Source organism: Vibrio sp. VB16, assembly GCF_015594925.2.
Classification (GTDB): Bacteria; Pseudomonadota; Gammaproteobacteria; order Enterobacterales; family Vibrionaceae; genus Vibrio.
Window position 1 is genome coordinate 1,184,130 of record NZ_CP087591.1, and the last position, 19,532, is coordinate 1,203,661.

Annotated in this window: 17 protein-coding genes; 6 read left to right on the top strand and 11 right to left on the bottom strand. The window is 43.6% G+C overall.

Going from position 1 to position 19,532, the window contains the following annotated elements; translation table 11 throughout:
* Nucleotides 1-136 precede the first annotated feature (136 nt).
* The 8 genes from IUZ65_RS21745 to IUZ65_RS21780 all read right to left on the bottom strand — a co-directional run bounded on the left by IUZ65_RS21745 (nt 137) and on the right by IUZ65_RS21780 (nt 9,825).
* On the bottom strand, nt 137-718 hold the full coding sequence (locus IUZ65_RS21745; protein ID WP_195706096.1) for an outer membrane beta-barrel protein: 582 nt from the start codon (nt 716-718) through the stop codon (nt 137-139).
* A gap of 238 nt (nt 719-956) precedes the next feature.
* Complete coding sequence (locus IUZ65_RS21750) at nt 957-1,592, bottom strand: bifunctional 4-hydroxy-2-oxoglutarate aldolase/2-dehydro-3-deoxy-phosphogluconate aldolase (RefSeq protein WP_195706097.1); 636 nt, start codon at nt 1,590-1,592, stop codon at nt 957-959.
* 30 nt (nt 1,593-1,622) lie between these two features.
* Nucleotides 1,623-2,588, bottom strand: coding sequence for a sugar kinase (locus IUZ65_RS21755; RefSeq protein WP_195706482.1), 966 nt, complete (start codon nt 2,586-2,588; stop codon nt 1,623-1,625).
* 22 nt (nt 2,589-2,610) lie between these two features.
* The gene (uxaC, locus tag IUZ65_RS21760; protein ID WP_195706098.1) at nt 2,611-4,023 is read right to left on the bottom strand and encodes a glucuronate isomerase; all 1,413 of its coding nucleotides are present in this window, start codon (nt 4,021-4,023) and stop codon (nt 2,611-2,613) included.
* A gap of 10 nt (nt 4,024-4,033) precedes the next feature.
* Nucleotides 4,034-5,500 carry a mannitol dehydrogenase family protein gene (locus tag IUZ65_RS21765; RefSeq protein ID WP_195706099.1) on the bottom strand — a complete coding sequence of 489 codons (1,467 nt, stop codon included), beginning with the start codon at nt 5,498-5,500 and terminating at the stop codon, nt 4,034-4,036.
* Nucleotides 5,501-5,512: 12 nt separating this feature from the next.
* Nucleotides 5,513-7,945: a glycoside hydrolase family 31 protein gene (locus IUZ65_RS21770; protein WP_195706100.1), complete on the bottom strand. Its 2,433-nt coding sequence runs from the start codon at nt 7,943-7,945 to the stop codon at nt 5,513-5,515.
* 54 nt (nt 7,946-7,999) lie between these two features.
* Nucleotides 8,000-9,301 carry a TRAP transporter large permease gene (locus tag IUZ65_RS21775; protein ID WP_195706101.1) on the bottom strand — a complete coding sequence of 434 codons (1,302 nt, stop codon included), beginning with the start codon at nt 9,299-9,301 and terminating at the stop codon, nt 8,000-8,002.
* A gap of 26 nt (nt 9,302-9,327) precedes the next feature.
* Nucleotides 9,328-9,825, bottom strand: coding sequence for a TRAP transporter small permease (locus IUZ65_RS21780; RefSeq protein ID WP_195706102.1), 498 nt, complete (start codon nt 9,823-9,825; stop codon nt 9,328-9,330).
* A 362-nt stretch (nt 9,826-10,187) separates the two neighbouring features.
* Between IUZ65_RS21780 and IUZ65_RS21785 the strand changes: the two genes are divergently transcribed.
* The 5 genes from IUZ65_RS21785 to IUZ65_RS21805 all read left to right on the top strand — a co-directional run bounded on the left by IUZ65_RS21785 (nt 10,188) and on the right by IUZ65_RS21805 (nt 15,646).
* Nucleotides 10,188-11,174 carry a TRAP transporter substrate-binding protein gene (locus IUZ65_RS21785; RefSeq protein ID WP_195706103.1) on the top strand — a complete coding sequence of 329 codons (987 nt, stop codon included), beginning with the start codon at nt 10,188-10,190 and terminating at the stop codon, nt 11,172-11,174.
* Nucleotides 11,175-11,389: 215 nt separating this feature from the next.
* Complete coding sequence (locus tag IUZ65_RS21790) at nt 11,390-12,160, top strand: FCD domain-containing protein (protein WP_195706104.1); 771 nt, start codon at nt 11,390-11,392, stop codon at nt 12,158-12,160.
* Nucleotides 12,161-12,242: 82 nt separating this feature from the next.
* On the top strand, nt 12,243-13,427 hold the full coding sequence (uxuA, locus tag IUZ65_RS21795) for a mannonate dehydratase (protein ID WP_195706105.1): 1,185 nt from the start codon (nt 12,243-12,245) through the stop codon (nt 13,425-13,427).
* Nucleotides 13,428-14,014: 587 nt separating this feature from the next.
* The gene (locus IUZ65_RS21800; protein ID WP_195706106.1) at nt 14,015-14,869 is read left to right on the top strand and encodes a patatin-like phospholipase family protein; all 855 of its coding nucleotides are present in this window, start codon (nt 14,015-14,017) and stop codon (nt 14,867-14,869) included.
* 9 nt (nt 14,870-14,878) lie between these two features.
* Nucleotides 14,879-15,646, top strand: a complete 768-nt coding sequence (locus IUZ65_RS21805) for a GNAT family N-acetyltransferase (RefSeq protein WP_195706107.1) — start codon at nt 14,879-14,881, stop codon at nt 15,644-15,646.
* Nucleotides 15,647-15,686: 40 nt separating this feature from the next.
* On the opposite strand, the gene IUZ65_RS21810 is transcribed toward IUZ65_RS21805, so the two are convergent.
* Nucleotides 15,687-16,301: a 3'-5' exonuclease gene (locus IUZ65_RS21810; protein WP_195706108.1), complete on the bottom strand. Its 615-nt coding sequence runs from the start codon at nt 16,299-16,301 to the stop codon at nt 15,687-15,689.
* 151 nt (nt 16,302-16,452) lie between these two features.
* On the opposite strand from IUZ65_RS21810, the gene IUZ65_RS21815 reads away from it, so the two are divergent.
* Complete coding sequence (locus IUZ65_RS21815; protein WP_195706109.1) at nt 16,453-17,355, top strand: DnaJ C-terminal domain-containing protein; 903 nt, start codon at nt 16,453-16,455, stop codon at nt 17,353-17,355.
* A 70-nt stretch (nt 17,356-17,425) separates the two neighbouring features.
* Here IUZ65_RS21815 and IUZ65_RS21820 read toward each other — a convergent pair whose 3' ends face one another.
* Nucleotides 17,426-18,316: a DMT family transporter gene (locus IUZ65_RS21820; protein ID WP_229638278.1), complete on the bottom strand. Its 891-nt coding sequence runs from the start codon at nt 18,314-18,316 to the stop codon at nt 17,426-17,428.
* Between the two features lie 73 nt (nt 18,317-18,389).
* Complete coding sequence (gene nagA, locus IUZ65_RS21825; protein ID WP_195706111.1) at nt 18,390-19,529, bottom strand: N-acetylglucosamine-6-phosphate deacetylase; 1,140 nt, start codon at nt 19,527-19,529, stop codon at nt 18,390-18,392.
* Nucleotides 19,530-19,532: the final 3 nt, after the last annotated feature.

Sequence of the window (19,532 nt, forward strand, 5' to 3'; positions counted from 1 at the left end):
TATTAAAAATAAGTGATTACCATTACAAGACCCTTAAAGAATAGGATTTATTTCACAATAGTTAGAATAAAAATAACAAAATAAAAAAACGGCCATCCTAGGATGGCCGTTTTCGTTAATACAAAAATGATTCGTGTTAAAAGGTGAACCCAGCACGAAGAATGAGCGACAAGCTGAATGGCGCTTCGTACAGATCATCGTTAAAGGTGTCGATCTGACCTTCTATGGCAGAAAAAGCACCATTAGATGATTGATAACTAAAACCAACGGCTTCGAATATTCCCACACCGTTGATTTGCTTAGGGCCAAAGTCACCGTAGTTGTAGCTCAACCCTAATTTGCCGTACACATCGATTTGTTGGGTGATGCCATAGGCGAAAACACCAGCGGCGCGAGTGGAGTAATAATCTACATCTACGCCACTATTGCTACCACCAAAATAAACGGTGTTAGATATTTTATCTACTCCACCGTTTACACCCCATTTGAACTGTCCAGATCCGCCAAAGGGTTTTAAGAATGTGTAGTCAACGCCATAGACGTGGCCAGTGCTTCTATCATCTGCTTCGCCTAGGCCTTCGTATTCCGGTTGTTGGGTAACCCAACCACCACGTACGCCTAATTGGTGCTGTGCTGAGATGTCAGCAGGTACTTCATCTGCAAAAGCGAAGAAGGGGAGGGATATTAACGCAAGCGGTACTAAAGAGATTCCTTTCATAAATAGCCTATTGTTTTTGTTGATATCTTATTGGAGTAATAGATACATACTATATATTTAAAATAGCCTAAATATTGACGTTTACCGCAATTTTCTCAATTTTGAATAAGATATCATCGCACTAAATGGAACTATTGGATTGAAAGGCACCCTGCGATGCAGATAAAGACATTCGGCTACGATAGTTCGAATATCGTAGCCGAATGGAAGTGGGGATAAGTTTTAATGTTAAGTCGTGTTAGTTGAACGAATTGACGAGTTCTACGGCTTCTTTTGTTAAACGGCCTATTTCGTCCCATTTCCCTTCATCGATGAGTTTTTTGTCCACCATCCAAGTACCGCCGCACGCAATGACTCTCGGAATGGCAAGGTAATCGTTGATGTTTTTTGAATTGATACCGCCAGTCGGCATTAACTCAATATCGGTGTACGGAGCAAGTAACGATTTCACCATGGCAATACCACCAGAGGCTTCTGCTGGGAAAAACTTGAGGGTTTTTAAGCCCATCTCTAGCGCCGCTTCTACGGTGCTTGGATTATTGACACCCGGTACAATATCAATACCCATTTCCTGACACGCTTTTACTGTGTTCGGGTTGAAGCCTGGAGAGACAATGAAGGTTGCTCCAGCTTCTTTTGCTGCCATCGCTTGCTCTTTGTTTAGAATGGTTCCAGCGCCAATCAGCATGTTTGGTTGTGCTTCTCTTAGCAAGCGAATAGCCTCGACGGCGGCATCCGATCGGAAGGTGATCTCTGCGGCGGGTAAGCCATTTTCTGCAAGCGCTTTGCCTAAAGGAACGATGTCCTCTGCTCTATCTATCGCGATAACTGGAATAACTTTAAGTTCCTTCAGTTTATCTAATGTTGTGCTCATTGAATTGTCCTTTATGGTTAGACTGAAGGATCAGTCGGTTTGTGTAAATTGGTTCGTTATAGCTTGAGTTGCCGACAACGGCACAATTGCGCCCTTGCTCTGTATTACGGCTCCAGCAAGTTGATGGCCACGTAAACAACACTCTTCTGGTTTGACACTCGTTAAGTGACCGCTTAAATAGCCCGCGTTAAAGGAGTCACCTGCTGATGTCGTATCGATAACCGTTTCGATAGGTGTTGTTGCCACCAATACGGCTTCGTTACCCGTTTGGCGAAAATCTTTGAAAAGACAGCCTTCCGCTCCCAACTTTATAACCGCTTTTTTGACGCCCGCTTTCTCTAAACGAATCAATGCTTCCTCGGGAGTGTTGTCCTGCCAAATCGCTTGTTCATCGTCAAAAGTTACAAGGGCAAGGTCGCAAAATGAGAGCAGTTCTGAATAGGTATCTTTAACCGTTTTCCAATCTTCATTTTGTGGCCAAAGTGCAGGTCTGAAATTGGAATCAAAGGCGATTTCTACTCCTTTGTTTGCAAGCGTTTTTAACAGTGCTAACAAGCTGCTCCTATCTTGATCAGAGAGAATAGCTAAGCTGATGCCGCTTAAATAAACCATGTCCATGGCTTCAAGTTCCGTTGCCAGTGACGTGAAACCGGAATGTTGCAGCATATAGCGAGCAGCAGATTGATTACGCCAGTAGAGAAAAGTACGTTCTCCTTGGTCATCGAGTTGAATAAGATAAAGCCCTGGTTGCCTTGTTTTATCTCTTAGCACAAACTGTGTATTGATGCCTTCTTCTTGCCAGCGACGAACCATGCCTTCACTTAATGGGTCAATACCCATTGCGGTGACATAGTTGATCTGAATGTGTTGTTTTGCCGCACGGGCTAGATATACAGCGGAGTTGAGGCTGTCACCACCAAACGTTTGCCACATGTCGCCGAACGGTTTTCCGTTCAGCTCTATCATGCACTCTCCGATAATGGCGATTTTTTTCATACTTTCCGTTTTGCTCATAGCGCTATTGTACTCCTTTAAAGAAGCGAGCTGCGTTACCAAAACTGATGTTTTCTATCATCGGTTTTAGCAATGCGTCGTCATTTGGAACCTCACCATTTTCAACCCAACGACCGACCATGTCACACAAAATACGACGAAAGTATTCGTGTCTTGTATAAGAAAGGAAGCTACGTGAATCGGTTAGCATACCAACAAATTGGCTAAGTAATCCAAGCTGAGATAGTTGTTCAATTTGACGCTGCATGCCATCTTTTTGATCGTTGAACCACCAGCCTGAACCGAACTGAACTTTACCTGCTATACCACCACCTTGGAAGTTACCAATCATGGTTGCCATCATCTCGTTGTCTCTAGGGTTTAGACAATAAAGGATCGTTTTGGGTAATTCGTTAGTTTTGTCCATTTCATCAAGTATGGAAGAAAGCTCATACGCGAAGGTACGGTCACTAATGGAGTCAAAACCAGTATCTGGGCCAAGCAGTTTGAACATGCGTGTGCTGTTGTTACGCTGCGCGCCAATATGCATCTGCATCACCCAACCAAGCTTGGTGTACTGCTTACCCAACCAAACCTGCACTGCGGTACTAAATTGTGCGACTTCTACATCATTCAGTGTTTCGCCATTTAGGCGGCGTGCCATCAGTTTGTCGAGGTCGGTTTCAGAAGGAATAGCGGCATAGCGGACGACTTCGATTCCGTGATCGGCGGCTCGACACCCGTGTAAATCGAAGTGTTTTAAGCGGATAGAAAGTGCCGTTAATAGATCGTCGAAGCAGCGAATTTCTGTGTCGGCAGATTCGCCAAGGACCTGCATATAATGGGCAAATCCTTCGAGTTCAATTTTGAATGCTTTGTCTGGTCGCCAGCTCGGCAAAACTTCTATGTCGAAGCTGTCATCCTTGGCGATAATGGCGTGGTGTTCCAATGAGTCGATAGGATCATCGGTGGTTCCTGCCATGCGAACATTCATCTGTTTCATGATACCGCGAGCACTGAATTCCGGTGTCGCGAGCAGTTCATTACAATGGCTCCAAATCCCGTCTGCGGTTTTTGGTCCGAATAGCTTGCCAGTAATGCCGAATGGGCGACGAAGCTCCAAATGTGTCCAATGATAAAGTGGATTGCCTAAGCATTGAGGCACGGTTTTCGCCCATGCCATGTATTTTTCTAAATCGGTGCTATTACCGGTGATCAGTTGCTCAGAGATACCAGCACTTCTCATACCACGCCACTTGTAGTGGTCACCTTCGAGCCAGATTTGACCTAGGTTGTCGAAGCGACGATCTTGCGCTATCTCTTGTGGATTAAGATGGCAGTGATAATCATAGATTGGCTGATCTTTTGCGTATTCGTGATAAAGGCGCTTTGCTGTTTCTGTTGTGAGCAGAAAATCGTCACACATAAAGTCTTTCATTATTTTCTCCTTACAAGGCCGCTACAGCGCCTTTTGAACCTAGTGTAATAAGTTGGTTATAAGCTTCTTCTATTGCTTTCACAAACTGGCTATTGCTTGCTAATTCCGGCGCAAAGATTGAATCAATGGTCATCAATGCTTTCACGATTGAAATATCGCGGCCGTGCTTATCGCAGAGTGAACGTAGTTCCGCCGCTAACGGGTCGAGTACTTCAATCGGCTGCTCATTCTCATCGATGCCAGAGGCGTAGCGCATCCAGCCAGCGATACCCATTGCCAAGTGTTTGTAACTGGTACCAGATTCTAGATGAGACATCACAGAGTTAAGCATTCTTGGTGGCAGCTTCTGGCTTCCGTCCATCGCTATCTGCCATGTTCGGTGCTTCAAACTGGGGTTGGTAAATCGGTTGATTAAGAGCTCTGCATAGGCCTTTAGGTTTGCACCCTCTGGCATGGACAGCGTTGGCGCTTGCTCTTCAAGCATTAAATGAAAAGCTGCGTTTTTGTATGCAGAGTCTGTCATGGTATCTGAGATATGTTGGTAACCACCTAGATAACCTAAGTAGGCTAAGAAAGAATGGCTTCCATTGAGCATACGCAACTTCATCTCCTCAAACGGGATGACATCTTCTACAAACTCCGCTCCGGCGAGGTTCCAATGAGGTCGACCAGCAACAAAGTTGTCTTCAATTACCCACTGGCGAAATGGTTCACAGGCGATACCACAAGGATCATTGACGCCCAATAAATCAGCTATCTCTGCTAACGTATCTTCTGTGGCTGCGGGTACAATTCTGTCGACCATAGTACAAGGAAAGGTAACATTAGACTCAATCCATTGCGCTAGCTCTTGGTCTAGCAGTTGTACGTAACCCATTACCGCAGCACGAGCAACATGGCCATTTTCTTGTACATTATCGCAGGACATAACGGTAAAAGGCACTAAACCTCTATCACGACGTAGACGGAGTGCTTCCACAATGTAGCCAATGGCGGATCGTGGCGTGCTTGGGTTTGCTAAGTCGTGAATAATAAGCGGGTTGGTGTTATCTAGAACACCTGTCGCGGGATCGGAACAATAGCCTTTTTCCGTAATCGTCATAGAGACTATCGCGACCTGTGGTTCGGCCATTTTTTCTAGTACGGCTTGCGCTCCGTCAAAAGTAGAATGCAAAGATTCGACTACGGAGCCAATGACTTTAACGTCTATCTTGTCGGCACCTTTCTCTGCCACCGTATAAAGATGATCTTGCTCTCTAAGTTGTTTGATCAGCTCTTCGCCACCAAATAGGTTTACTTCGCAATAGCCCCAATCACTCTCGGATATTCCCGCTATTTCGTCAGTAAAAAGTGCTTGGTGAGCACGGTGAAATGCACCAAAACCTAAATGGACTATCTTGGTTTTTAGGCGACGACGGTCGTAACTTGGTGTCACTAAACCTGCATTAAGTGTGGTGTTTGAAATATTATTTGTCATGGTTAACGGTCCTTATTTCGTCTCTGCAAGTGATAATGAGTCACCATCTTTGTATGTTTTGCCATTGATGAGCAATTCGCGGTTTTCGCATTGAGCTAATTTTATAACGAATGATTTATATGCAGGCTCAAACTCACCAGTCGATTGGATATTAAGCGCAACGGTTGATTGGCTGCATACCATGTTAATCGTTAGTGTTAAGAAGCCATTGTTTTTGTGATTGTGGCTTTCACCGTCATCATCAAAAATAGTCAGCTCGATGTCACCGCAACCTTTAAGTGGTAACACTTCAAGGTTTCTCTTCGTATCTTTGCTATGGGCACTATGAGCTACACGGTCACTTGTCGGCAAGACTGACCCTGCTTTAACCATTAGAGGCAGTGTTTCAAGTGGTGCTGGAACAACAATACTCTGACCGCCGCTAAACCATTGGCCCGAATAAAAATCGTACCAACCTTTACCGTTATTCGGTAAGTAGATCTCTCTTTCTCTTTGGCCTTGCTCGACGACTGAGGCAACCAAAAGGTCTTTGCCCAGTAGGAAGTCGTCGCACTCTTCAAAGGTACGAGGGTCGTTTTCGTGATCTAAGAAGGTAGGGCGCATAATGGGCTCATCTTCACTGTGCGCTTGCCATAATAGGTTATACAAGTAAGGCATAATACGGTAGCGAAGCGCCATCGCATCACGAATAATCGGTGTGACCTCTGGGTACATCCAAGGTTCATTAACGCTCCCATCGTCGTTCCATGAGTGAATGGTAAAACGAGGGTGCATGACACCGTTTTGCACCCAACGTGCAAATAGCTCGGGATCCGGTCTCTCTCCAGAAAAGCCACCAACATCGTGGCCTAAGTTATACAGACCCGATAGGCTCATGCCTAAACCCATGCGAATGTTGTATTTTAAGCTCGTCCAGTTGGTGCGATTGTCTCCACTCCATGTTTGAACATAACGGTTCATCCCGGGACAGCCAGAACGAGATATTAAATATGGTCGAACGTCAGGCGCATAGTCCACCTGCGCTTCATAAGATGCCCGCATCATTAACAATGGTTGAAGAGGGCGAATTAAGCCGACCGGAATCGTTTGGCCAAAACCGAAACAGCGGGCGCCTTTGTCCCAAATTTCGTATTCGTTGTTATCGTTCCATGTGGAATCGATCCCTTTTTCGAGTAGCTGTTCTTTAACGTTATCCTGCCACCATTTAATGGTATCTGGATTGGTGAAGTCTAGGTGAGAACCATCGGCGTCCCAGAAAACGGACTTCTCTGGTACATCATATTCTGAATCAAGAATAAACAAACCTTTCTCTTGGGCCTCGGCAAACCTTGGGTGGTCATGCAGCAAACACGGCTTAATGTTAGCGGCTAATTTTATGCCTGCATTATGGAATACATCTGCCATCGCATTAGGGTTTGGTACTTTGTCTTTGTTCCAATTGAAGACATACCGGGTATTACCAATGGAGGTATAACCAGAAGATAATTGGAATGAGTCACATGGGATAGCGTGCGTTTCACATTTATCGACAAACCCTTCTAACAGTTCTTGCGCATTTGGTGCATCGGTATATTGCATGGTTGAACCGCTGTAACCTAAGCTCCAGCGAGGGCCAAACGCAGTGCCTCCTGTCAATCGAACAAACTTCTTAGATACATTAGCAACCGTTTTACCTAGCATGAAATAGAAATCTAAATCGCCGTCTTCGGCGCGATAACTACGGTACTTAACGTGATAATTGTCTAGCTCATTACCCAGATCGAACCAGCAACTGGCCAGATTGTCGTAATAAAGGCCAAAGCTCACGGCCTCTTCTTGATTTGTTACGCGAGTAATATAAAACGGGATGTGCTTGTAAAGTGGATCGGTAGAGCTAGCGTCGTAACCCATGGCATCAAGGTTACGCATTTCAAAACGACGCCCAGAGCGATTTAGGTCACCTGTTTTCTCGCCGAGGCCGTAATATTGGTCTGACAGGTCGCGGTTCATAAAGTGCGCCACACCGTTTTCGGATACGCCTAGTTGGTACGCACCTGTTTTACGGTCAGTTGCCAATGGCAGCCATTGACCTTCTTTTTTATATTCCCATTCCATCCATAAAGGCTGATGGATAGAAAGCCGCAGCGCCTCTGTTTCAATTCTAAATACGCCATCGTCTTGTTGTGTTAGATAACTCGGGCAACTAAATCCCTCTGTTGAATACTTATCTCGCCCTTCCCACGGCACATCTTTTTGCCCCGGAGCAATAGACCAAGTCTTATCGAGACGAAGTTCACCTTTGTTTTTAAACATCACTCGAATGATGTCTTGTTCAAGTACGAAAATATGTAGTTGGTGACGACCATCGCATTCGATATCAATGCGATTTTTATCTTGCGACAAACAATTATCTTGCGATAAACAATTGTCTTGTTGCAAAAAGCGCCACTGTTTTACTGTTTTCATAGAGGGTTTCCTTTAACAATTGGGATAGGGCGGGGGTAGCCACCCGTTTAAATATTAGTAACCTAGGAAAACTTGAGGGAGAGTCAAGCTAAGCTGAGGTATAAATGTTACCAGCATAAGAGCAAGGATAAGCACGGCGTAGAATGGCAATAGAGGCTTAACGACCTTGTCGATTCTCACTTTCGCAACCGAGCAACCAATGAACAGCGCGCTACCGACAGGCGGTGTACAGATACCGATACATAGGTTAAATGTCATCATGATACCGAAATGCACGGGGTCCATACCCAGATCCATCGCGATTGGAAGGAAGATAGGCGTAAAGATGAGCAGTGCCGGTGTCATGTCCATAAATACACCAATAATCAGTAAGATGACATTGATGATGAGTAGAATAATAATCGGGTTTTCAGACACGGCTAGCAATGCATCACTGATCATGTAAGGGATATCGGCGTTCGCCATTGCCCATGACATTCCCATAGAAGCACCAATCAGTAATAACACGATTGAGGTGGTGACGACCGATTCAAGAATAATACTGGGTAACTGTTTTATGGATATCTCTCGATAGAATACAAACGCCAATATCAAGGTATACACAACCGCAATAGCGGAGGCTTCAGTTGCGGTAAAGATACCACCGATAATACCGCCCATAATGACAATAATGAGACCTAGGCTTGGTAGTGCATCCAGTGTTCTTTTGACGACTTCTGAAGTGGATGGTTTTGCTGATACTGGATAACCGCGTTTTTTCGCGATAAAACCAGCAACCAACATAAGCGATAGCCCCATTATCATTCCAGGGATATAGCCTGCAAGGAACAGCGCCCCGATAGAGGTGCCACCAGAGATAAGTGAGTAGACGATAAAGGTGTTGCTTGGTGGGATCAGTAATCCGGTTGGACAGGAGGTGATGTTAACCGCAGCAGAGAACGCAGGGTCGTAGCCCTCTTTCTTCTGAAGTGGAGACATGGTGCCGCCTACTGCTGCAGCAGAAGCAACGGCGGATCCAGAAATGGCCCCAAACATCATATTAGCGATGACGTTGACGTGCGCAAGCGAGCCAGGTAAACGACCGCCTAACACCTTCGCAAATTCAATTAAGCGTATGGCTATCCCGCCTTGGTTCATAATGTTGCCCGCTAAAATAAAGAATGGGATAGCGAGTAGGGCGAAACTGTCTAGGCCAGAGGCCATTTTTTGAGATATAACCGCAATAGCGGCGTCAAAAGGTAGCTGCAATAAAATCGTGAGTAGTGATGCTACCCCGATGGCGAAAGATATAGGCACTCCAATTCCTAAGAAGAGGAAGAAACTACCAAATAATACAATGATGACCTGCCATTCCATTAGGCTTCTCCTGATATAAGTGTAAGTTAGCCGTTGACAGGCTTTTTGATAAGAGACAAGTTGCGTTGAAAGTCTTCAAGAAGATAGATCACCATAAAAAAACCAGAGATAGGTATTGCGGCATAGATAAGCCCCATTTCAATGCCTAATGCCGGAGAAATTTGACCTGTCGATAAAGTTTTCAACATGAGTGAGCCGCCGCCATAAATCATAATGACACCAGAAAAGATAAGACTGATGATATTGATGACTAAATGAAGACGCGCCTGTTTTGATGGTTCGTGTTCCAGTTTCATCGAGAGAAGATCGATAGCGAGGTGGCGTTTTTTACCCAAGGTATAAGCCGCACCCATTAGCCCGACCCAAATAAATAAGAAACGTGCAACTTCATCTGTCATTGTGCTTGGGGCATTAAGCACATATCGAGAAAAAACCTGCCAAACCACGCACATCACCAAGAAACTGCTGAGTGATATACAGAATATAGACAGAGATTTATCCATCACTGAGATTAGCTTTTTCATTATCCCTTCCAAATTAATATTTTAAGTGATTGTATTTTTACCGCGTTGATCACTGCCGATTACTCATTCATGAGTTGATTAAGAAGCAAAACCATATAACGAACAAAATATTTTTCGGATTATATGCGGATAACAGTTCAGGCCAAGAGAGCTGGATCACATATAATTGGTCAGGCCAATTTGATCTATTTTGTTTGTGATGTAGGTCAAGTTGTCGATTTGTTTTGTTTGAATTAGTAAAGGTATTGGGCCAAATTGTCGAGGCAATAACGTGGACGTGCAAAAAATCGACTATAAAAGTAAATTAAATCGGTAACCTTACCCGGTTCAATACTCATAAATATGAGAAAATGGAGAATATTATGTTTGGGAATAAAACTGCTGTTGCAACATTTATCGCTTGTGCGATTGCAGCAACTGCCTCTTTACCAACTTATGCAGCAACGACACTTAAACTAAGTCATAACCAAGACAGAACTCACCCTGTTCACAAATCTATGCAGTTTATGGCTGATGAAGTGAAAAAATTGACGGATGGAGAAGTGAAGATTCGCATCTATCCAAATGGTCAATTAGGTACCCAACGAGAATCAATGGAGCTACTGCAAAATGGTGCACTAGACATGGTTAAGTCGAATGCAAGTGAAATGGAGTCGTTCGAACCCGCATACGGCGCATTCAATATCCCTTACATTTTCCGCGACCGTGACCACTATTATCGCGCAATGGAAGGCGAAGTAGGGCAAAAAATCCTCGCGACTTCTTACGATAAAGGGTTTATTGGTCTGACATATTATGATGGTGGCTCACGTAGCTTCTATGCAAACAAAGAGATCAAGAGTCCTGCCGATCTGGCTGGCTTAAAAATTCGTGTTCAACCAAGTCCTACCGCAGTAAACATGATCAAGCTCATGGGGGGGTCGCCAACGCCTTTAGCTTATGGTGAACTTTATACCGCTCTGCAACAAGGTGTTGTAGATGGTGCTGAGAACAACCCGACAGCACTGACTAACTCTCGCCATGGCGAAGTAGCGAAAGTGTATAGCTTAGACGAGCACACAATGATCCCTGATGTGCTACTTATCTCCTCTACATCGTGGGATAAATTGTCAAAAGAAGAGCAAGCTGCAGTGAAAAAAGCCGCTAACGATTCTATGGGCTACCACAAAATCATCTGGAAAGAGATGACGGATGCGGCTGTAGAAAAAGCGAAATCATCGATGGGAGTGAAAGTGGTTGCTGTTGAAAAACAACCGTTTATCGATGCTGTGAAACCAATGCATGATGACGCACTGAAGAACCCTGCAATTGCAGAGTACGTGAAAGGCATCGACGCCTTAGCGAAGTAATGTTTATTAGGGGCTCTATTGAGCCCCTTTATTGAATAAGCAGTTTTGAAGAGGTTATATTTCTTTCTTTGGGTGGATAGGCAAAGAAAAACATATAGGTTTTTGTTTTTAACGTGGCACCTGACATACCAATTTATTGAGCATTCAATAATTACTGATATGATGTCAGGCCAAAGTTCTCTGAGTGAAATTCGAACAACAGGTTTGATGTAGAAATGATAATTACTAAGCGCCTATATCAACAGATAGGCTTAAAACTAAAAGATAAAATATCCGCAGGTGAGTTTAAGGTTGGGGATAAGCTCCCACCCGAAAGAGAGATTGCCGAGCAGATGGAAGTAAGTCGGTCCGTGATCAGAGAATCTCTCATCATGCTAGAGCTGCAAAATATAGTCAAAGTACGTAAAGGCTCGGGTGTCTTCGTCGTTAATACGCCAGATGATGCTCAAAAGCTGATGAAAGAGCAGCATAAAATAGAGACCGATGCTGAAGACGACGACGATGTCGGCCCATTTGAAATGCTACAAGCTCGCCAATTTTTAGAAAGTCGAATAGCTGAATTTGCAGCAGGTCAGGTAACAAAGAATGACATATCGAAGCTACGAGCAGCATTGGATATGGAACGCAAGCATTTAGATGATAACTGTCTCGATTATGACGGTGACGAAATGTTCCACATCGCTATCGCAGAAGCGACACAAAATAGCGTGCTGTGCGATATGGTAAAAGAGTTGTGGGTACGCCGTGAAAAAAGTTCGATGTGGCGTCAACTGCATGAACGTATTTCTGATCAAGACTACCGCAGACGTTGGTTAGCGGATCATGAAAAAATCTATATGGCTCTTGTACGCAAAGACCCAACGGCGGCGCGCGAGGCCATGTGGCTTCATCTAGAAAATGTAAAAGAGACGCTCTTTGAGTTATCGGATGTAGATGATCCTAAATTTGACGGATTTCTATTTAGCTCTTACCCGGTGACGTCGTAAACGATAAAAAGGTAGCAGGTATTCGTGTTCGGCACGGACTTTGGTTTGGTATTAAAGCTCAGAATTTTGAAAGGTGAAAGTTATGGAACAGACGTGGCGTTGGTATGGACCAAATGATCTCGTATCGCTAAATGATATTCGTCAAGCTGGTGCAACGGGAGTAGTAACGGCATTGCACCATATCCCGAATGGGGAAGTTTGGAGTATTGAAGAGATACAAAAGCGTAAAACGTTGTTAGAAAAAAACAGCCTTACATGGTCTGTCGTGGAGAGTGTTCCTGTTCATGAAGAGATAAAAACTCGGACAGGTGATTACGCTAAATGGATTGAAAATTATCGAGCGTCTCTAGAAAATTTAGCAAAATGCGGTATTGATACTGTCTGCTATAACTTTATGCCTGTACTGGATTGGACTCGTACCGATCTTGAATTTGAATTACCAGATGGGTCAAGAGCATTGCGGTTTGACCAAATTGCCTTTGCGGCATTTGAACTGCAAATCTTGAAGCGTCCGGGCGCACAAGCAGATTACTCAGAGAAAGAGCAAGCAGAAGCCAAGGCTTACTTTGATAATATGACTCAAGCCGATGTCGATAAACTGACAGCGAATATTATCGCGGGGCTTCCGGGTGCAGAAGAGGGTTATACCCTTGATGAGTTTCAAGCGCGTTTAGATACCTATAAAGGGATCAGTAAAGACGACCTACGAGCACATATGGCGCTCTTTCTTAAGGAACTCATGCCAGTATGCGACCAGTATGGGTTGAAACTTGCCGTACATCCTGATGATCCACCGCGCCCAATTCTTGGTCTGCCTCGTATTGTGTCTACTATTGAGGATATCGATTGGTTGACAACAGAAGTCCCAAATCAAATGAATGGGATCACGATGTGTACGGGTTCATACGGCGTGCGCGGCGACAATGACCTTGTTAATATGATTAAACAACATGGTAACCGCATTTACTTTACGCATTTACGTTCCACTCAGCGTGAAGAGAACCAAATGAGTTTCCATGAAGCTGCCCATTTGTCTGGAGACGTTGATATGTATAACGTCGTGATGGCGCTGCTTGAAGAGGAGAATCGCCGTAAAAATGAGGGTGAAACACGCCTCATTCCTATGCGACCTGATCATGGCCATCAAATGATTGATGACCTCAATAAGAAAACCAACCCTGGTTATTCTTGCATTGGTCGATTGAAAGGCTTAGCAGAAATCAGAGGGCTAGAGGTTGCACTGCAACGCTCCTTCTTCGACAAATAGAATGTATCTGCAGAAAGAAAAACAGCAACCCTAGGGTTGCTGTTTTTTTGTAAATTACTACCTATTACTCAATACTCATTACCCATTCGGCAGTAAGCGTGTGTCATTTGTAGCATTTGTAGAATGATTTTTAACAATTTTCTATTACTTGTACGTGTTACTTTGTTTCTATTACTTTTCACAAAATATACTTAATTTACGATATTACTAAATCAATTTACGATTGTACCAAGTTAAAAAAATGCTAATTTAGCATGCGTGTTACATATTTCTAATTTACCAAGTGTAACCTTATTTGGAACTTTACTAATGACTGCTAACTCAGCAGCGTTGCTGTTACTTTTTCTATTTACCAATTGTATTACTATTTGGAACTTTTCTAGATTGACTGTTAGTTTCAACAGCTGTGACACACAACTAAATTGTAGTGCTAATATGAGTATTGTCAAATTAGCACGTTAATATTTTTTATCATTTATTAATGAAAGCCGAATCGACTAAATTATAACCTATTGTATTAATTGATAAATATGAAATATAATCACATGGTGTTTGGGCTGTTATTAATAAAAAGAGAGGATTATTGAATGGAGGCTATTGGTAATAGTGCGTTGATTGTGGAGGGTGGCGCAATGCGTGGGGTATTCTCTTGTGGTGTGCTCGATCATTTCTTATCGGTTAATTTTTCGCCATTTGATAGCTTTTGGGGCGTGTCGGCTGGCGCATCAAATGTCGCCGCCTATTTGGCCAATATGCCAGGTCGAAATCTAAAAATTTATGCCGATTACAGTTGTCGAAAAGAGTTTTTCACTCCCGTTAATTTTATTCAAGGTGGTGATTTACTCGATATTGATTGGTTGTGGAAAGCCACCATGCAGGATCTTGGTATGGACCTAGAGGCAATAGAGAAAGACGGACGTCCATTTTTCTTAGGCCTTACGAACAAAAGCACTGGTCAACCTGAATACCACCTCGCTCGGTCATCGACGCTAATAGAGACAATGAAAGCGAGTAGCGCATTACCGATTATGTATAAGCAGGACATTGCGTTAAATGGGCAGTGTTATGTCGATGGCGGTGCGTCCGATTCTATTCCTGTTGCAGAGGCGATACGTCGTGGTGCAAAAAAAATCATGGTATTACGCAGTCGGCCCTATTCTTATAAAAAATCGCCTCCCAAAATGCCCTCGTTTTATAAACGAGCCTTGAGAAAATCGCCGGGCTTAATTCAACCCATGTTGCAACGAGCACAGCAGTATAATGAGTCACTAGAACTGATTCGACATCCGCCATTAGGGGTGGATATTATAGAAATATGCCCACCTGAATCGTTTAAACTTAAGCGATTGACACGGGAACCTGAACCACTGATAAAAGGCTATGAATTAGGGCTGGATTTGGGGAGAACTGCTATCTTACGCTGGCAGGAACAAAACAATTAAGGACAAAATATGAACATCCAAAAAATAATGGATGAGTATGCTCAGTACGAGAGAATTGGACTAGATGTTCCGGGTTATTCCAAGATGCAGGTTGATAATATTATTCGATTTGTTGCAAGTGAAGAGTGGGGCAGCTTTGTCTCTTATTACCAACTTAATATAGATCAACTTGATAGGGCGATAGAAACCGAAATCGAGTTTTTCAAATCGTGTAACAAGAATTTTGAGTGGAAGGTATACGATACCGATACGCCAATAGAGATGAAGAAAAGACTTGTACAATATGGCTTTAAAGAAGGGGATGCAGAGTCGTTTATGTTATTGGACTTGAGTAGCGTTGAAGGCTATTTACCAGTGTTGGCAACCTGTGTTGAGGTAACGGACGCCGCGGGCATCAGGGATTATATCTCTGTTTCAGAAACAGTTTGGGGTGGCGACCAGAGTGGCCAAGAAGCGCATCTTATTGCTTGTAAAAAAAGTGCTCCACAAAACACATCGATTTATGTGATCTATGAAGATGACTTAGCGGTCTCGTCAGCAAGAATAGAATATGGAATCGATAGTCCTTTTGCTGGTATTTGGGGGGGCTCGACGTTGGAAGCGTATAGATCGCGAGGTCACTATAGTGCTTTATTGCATAAAAGAATTAACGACGCTAAAAAACGCGGAGTAAAATACTTAGTCATTGATGCGTCGGAGATGAGCAGGCCGATAGTTGAAAAGTATGGGTTTACATTTATTACCACCACCACACCCTATGAGTATGTGGTGAAATAAATGGCGGCTTTTTATAGCCGGATTTAGATAGTTTCAAATGTTAGTAATGACGTAGCAATGCGTCTACCGCATTCTTGCTGGTTTTACTGATTTTTTGCATCAGCCCAAAGCTTGGGTTAATGCGGCTTTGTTGTTCTAATTCTTCGACCATCACCATCCATAATTTGGCCGTCATTTCTGAATCGGCTAAGGCTCGGTGAAAGACGCCGTCGTGTTCAATCTGTTTGTGTCTTATTAAGTCACCTAGTTTGTGGGTTGGTGAATCTTGAATCAAACGTCTTGCTATCAACATAGAGCAGGCAAATTGACCAGAGTAATGAGCGCCTACCCGTTGTAACTCAGCATCAAGAAAACGTTTATCAAATGACGCATTATGGGCAACCAGATTGTCGTCTCCAATAAATTCGGCAAATTCGGCCATCACCTCTTCGCATGAGCGGGCGTTGCTTAGCATTGCATTCGAGATCCCGGTGTAATTAGCTATAAATCCACTGACTCTAAATCCGGGGTTCATCAGCTGCTGAAAGGTATCTTGAACCACACCATCGATAAGTTTTACTGCCCCGATTTCTATCGCGCGATCGCCCATATTTGGAGATAAGCCAGTGGTTTCGAAGTCGAGTACGATGACTGATTTAGCGGAGGAGTTGGTCATGGGAATCCTGAAAACGTGCCAATTTATAAAATAGGGCCATAGGTTAACATATTAAAATAGACAGAGTAGCCCCCAAGCCATACACTTCTACCTTCTGAAAATTAGGCTGAAAGGCTGAGACCATTTCATATTTTTATTATTGAGGTAAACCATGTCTAAACGCGATTATTACAGCGTGCTCGATGTCTCAAAAGATGCCTCTGAAAAAGACATTAAGAAAGCTTATAAAAAGCTCGCGATGAAATACCATCCGGATAAAAATCCGGGAGATGCGACAGCCGAAGCGAGCTTCAAAGAAGTGAAAGAAGCATACGAAATGCTGACCGATTCAAGTAAGCGTCGTAAATATGATCAGTATGGTCATGCTGGTTTCGAAAATAATGGATTTGGCGGCGGTCAGAGTCGTTCTCAAGGTTTTGGTGGCGGGGGCTTTGAAGACATCTTTGGTGATGCGTTCGGTCAACGTAGACAAGGGTTTGGCGGTGGTGGATTCGATGATGTTTTTTCGCAAGCAAGAGGCCGTCAGCCACGACCTCAAAAAGGGCAGGATGTTGAATTCTCTGTGACTGTTGATTTTGTAGAAGCTATTCAGGGCGCTGAAAAAGTCGTTGAGTTACCTGTTAATGGAGAGCAAAAGAAAATCAATGTCAAAATTCCTAAAGGGATTAAAGAGGAAGAAAAGATACGATTTTCTGGTAAAGGCGGTCCTGGTATCAATGGTGGCCCTGCGGGTAACATGTTTATCAAGGTATTGATTCGTTCTCATCCTTATTTAGAGCGCGACGAAAATGATTTAATCTGTCATTCCGAAATAAACATAGCGACCGCCACATTAGGTGGTGAACTAGAGGTTCAGGCTTTAGACAATCGATTTAAGCTTAAGATTCTGGCCGGTACGCAAAATGGCAGAAAGTTTAAAGTTACCGGTAAGGGTGTGACGAGCCGTAAGGGTGAAACGGGTGACCTTCTGGTCAAAATCAAGGTGGTGACACCAACGAACTTAACCAGTGAACAGACCGATTTGATGGAGCAGTTTAAAGCGACGTTAGCGTAAGCACTGTGTTTTTAAGATGGTCACCAATATGGTGGCCATTTTTTATTCTTGCTTTAGATGATGTCTAAACCTAGGTAGGGGTCATTTTCGTTGTCAACGCCCCGTAACAACCCAATATAACCACGGCCGCGCCAATGAGCTGCAAATAAGAGACGGTTTCTCCTAGCGTGATATAGGCGACGATTGCGGTAGAGACAGGCACCATCATTTGCAAAATATTAAAAGTAATGACCCCTTTCTTTTGAATGATATGAAATGCCATATACATTCCCGTTGCCAAGCCATACATACCGGCAACGACTAATAGTAAAATTAGATAATCCGGTTTGGCAAAAAAGCTGTCTATTTTGTCCGATATAATGGCGTACCCCAAAAATAAGGCCCCGGTAATTAGTGCCGTCACGGTGCTAATGACAAGGGTGTGGATTTTTTGTGCTATTTGTTTAACCAGAATATTTTGCACGGCCGCGATGGTTATCGTGATGATCCAATAGAAAGCACCAAGGGTAAAGTTATTGCCTAATGCTATCTGTTCCGTTGTTCCGACAAAAATCGCTGAACCAATAATGGCAAGCAAGCTGCTTAAGATGAACCTAGATTGCTTGGCTTTTTTTCTCTCATCAATATAGAAAAACGCAGCAAGAGTTGTGGTAACAGGCAACCCTAAAATACAAAATATGCTCCCAGTTAAGGCGCTAGTAAGTTGCATTGCATTCATGAAAAAATACATATTTCCGGTCATGAGTAGGGCAACGAGTAGCAACTGAAAAATGATCAGTCGTGAGGAAAATAGAGTCTTTACTTCATGTCGATATTGCACCAAAACCAGTATTAAAAATAGGCAGCCACCAGAAAGAAATCGGACGGCATTATTGTTGATGATATCGAAGTTCAGGCTGACATATCGCAGCAACGGAAAACCGACCCCGGTTAGGAAAATATAAGAAAAAAACAACAGCATATTGCTATCTTTCTTATTAGATAAAACCGACGCTAGAGGTGTATTCACCATGATCTATGGACTCACCGAAGGGTTATTGTTCGAACAGTTGGCCGTCAACTAATACAGACTGAGTTTGATAATGCTCATTGAATATCGTTGCTGATGCGATGAAGTGTGGTTTGAGATAACCAAGAGAATCGTTTATACCAATTGCGTGAGCAGGGTAAGTCGATACCATTTTGATGGCTTCTACTTCCTCAATTCCCCAACGAATTAGATTCGCGAGTGATTCATCCAACCCAATGTGTGCACCAACTAAATTACCTTCGCCGTTAACCAATTTATTTCCGTCAACGTAGATGGTTTCCTCTCCGAGAACAAAATAGCCACGGTCATCACCGAGTGTTGCCATTGCATCCGTTACAGCAACGAGTTTTCCATCTGGTTTGATCTTATGTGAAAGCAGGACGTTGTTGCTAGCCACATGCACACCGTCAGCAATAATCGAGCACCAATGGCTGTCTTGAGCAAGAGCGATGCCTACAACACCTTGTTCTCTTCCGGTGAGTGGTGACATAGCATTAAATAGGTGGGTAAAACCGGATAGGTATTGAATGGAGTCCGAAAGTTGATGAGCGGTGGCGTTGCTGTGTCCGCATGATACGGTGATGCCACACGCCTTTAGCCACTCTATGGACTCGGTTTTCACACATTCAGGTGCCAGCGTAACCAGCACTTTGCCATTGGTAAGCCAAGGCATTTTTTCCAGTTCGGTTATCTCAGGTGCATAGATGAACTTCTCAAAATGCGCCCCACGTTTCACCGGATTGAGCCATGGACCTTCAAGATGTATCCCTAAGACACCGGGCACTTGTTCAGAAATCGCTTGCTGGATGACACAAAGTGCTTCATTCATTTTTTCTGGTGTATCGCTTACTAAGGTGGGTAGCAGATAAGCGGTTCCGTGGCGTCGATGGGCATCGCATATGGTTTTAACCCCATGAATGTCCGTTTGTTGATTAAACATAACGCCCCCGCCACCATTGACTTGCAGATCAATGAAACCCGGTGTGACAGTGCCATCTGGGAAGTGATGGATACGGATCCCTACCGCCAATTGCTCCGTAGGGATAATCGCGACAACTTGATTCTCATCCCAAATCAGTGCTGAATTCAAGTGAAAGTGAGTACCGTCAAAAATACGTTTAGCGACAATGGCTTGTGTTGTCATTGC

Coding starts and splice junctions, on each gene's coding strand:
- IUZ65_RS21805 (WP_195706107.1), top strand. CDS start 14,879: ATGAACATCCAAAAAATAATGGATGAGTATGCTCAGTACGAGAGAATT.
- IUZ65_RS21800 (WP_195706106.1), top strand. CDS start 14,015: ATGGAGGCTATTGGTAATAGTGCGTTGATTGTGGAGGGTGGCGCAATG.
- uxaC (WP_195706098.1), bottom strand. CDS start 4,023: ATGAAAGACTTTATGTGTGACGATTTTCTGCTCACAACAGAAACAGCA.
- IUZ65_RS21780 (WP_195706102.1), bottom strand. CDS start 9,825: ATGAAAAAGCTAATCTCAGTGATGGATAAATCTCTGTCTATATTCTGT.
- IUZ65_RS21750 (WP_195706097.1), bottom strand. CDS start 1,592: ATGAGCACAACATTAGATAAACTGAAGGAACTTAAAGTTATTCCAGTT.
- IUZ65_RS21790 (WP_195706104.1), top strand. CDS start 11,390: ATGATAATTACTAAGCGCCTATATCAACAGATAGGCTTAAAACTAAAA.
- IUZ65_RS21785 (WP_195706103.1), top strand. CDS start 10,188: ATGTTTGGGAATAAAACTGCTGTTGCAACATTTATCGCTTGTGCGATT.
- IUZ65_RS21815 (WP_195706109.1), top strand. CDS start 16,453: ATGTCTAAACGCGATTATTACAGCGTGCTCGATGTCTCAAAAGATGCC.
- IUZ65_RS21765 (WP_195706099.1), bottom strand. CDS start 5,500: ATGACAAATAATATTTCAAACACCACACTTAATGCAGGTTTAGTGACA.
- IUZ65_RS21745 (WP_195706096.1), bottom strand. CDS start 718: ATGAAAGGAATCTCTTTAGTACCGCTTGCGTTAATATCCCTCCCCTTC.
- IUZ65_RS21770 (WP_195706100.1), bottom strand. CDS start 7,945: ATGAAAACAGTAAAACAGTGGCGCTTTTTGCAACAAGACAATTGTTTA.
- IUZ65_RS21810 (WP_195706108.1), bottom strand. CDS start 16,301: ATGACCAACTCCTCCGCTAAATCAGTCATCGTACTCGACTTCGAAACC.
- IUZ65_RS21775 (WP_195706101.1), bottom strand. CDS start 9,301: ATGGAATGGCAGGTCATCATTGTATTATTTGGTAGTTTCTTCCTCTTC.
- IUZ65_RS21755 (WP_195706482.1), bottom strand. CDS start 2,588: ATGAAAAAAATCGCCATTATCGGAGAGTGCATGATAGAGCTGAACGGA.
- uxuA (WP_195706105.1), top strand. CDS start 12,243: ATGGAACAGACGTGGCGTTGGTATGGACCAAATGATCTCGTATCGCTA.
- nagA (WP_195706111.1), bottom strand. CDS start 19,529: ATGACAACACAAGCCATTGTCGCTAAACGTATTTTTGACGGTACTCAC.
- IUZ65_RS21820 (WP_229638278.1), bottom strand. CDS start 18,316: ATGCTGTTGTTTTTTTCTTATATTTTCCTAACCGGGGTCGGTTTTCCG.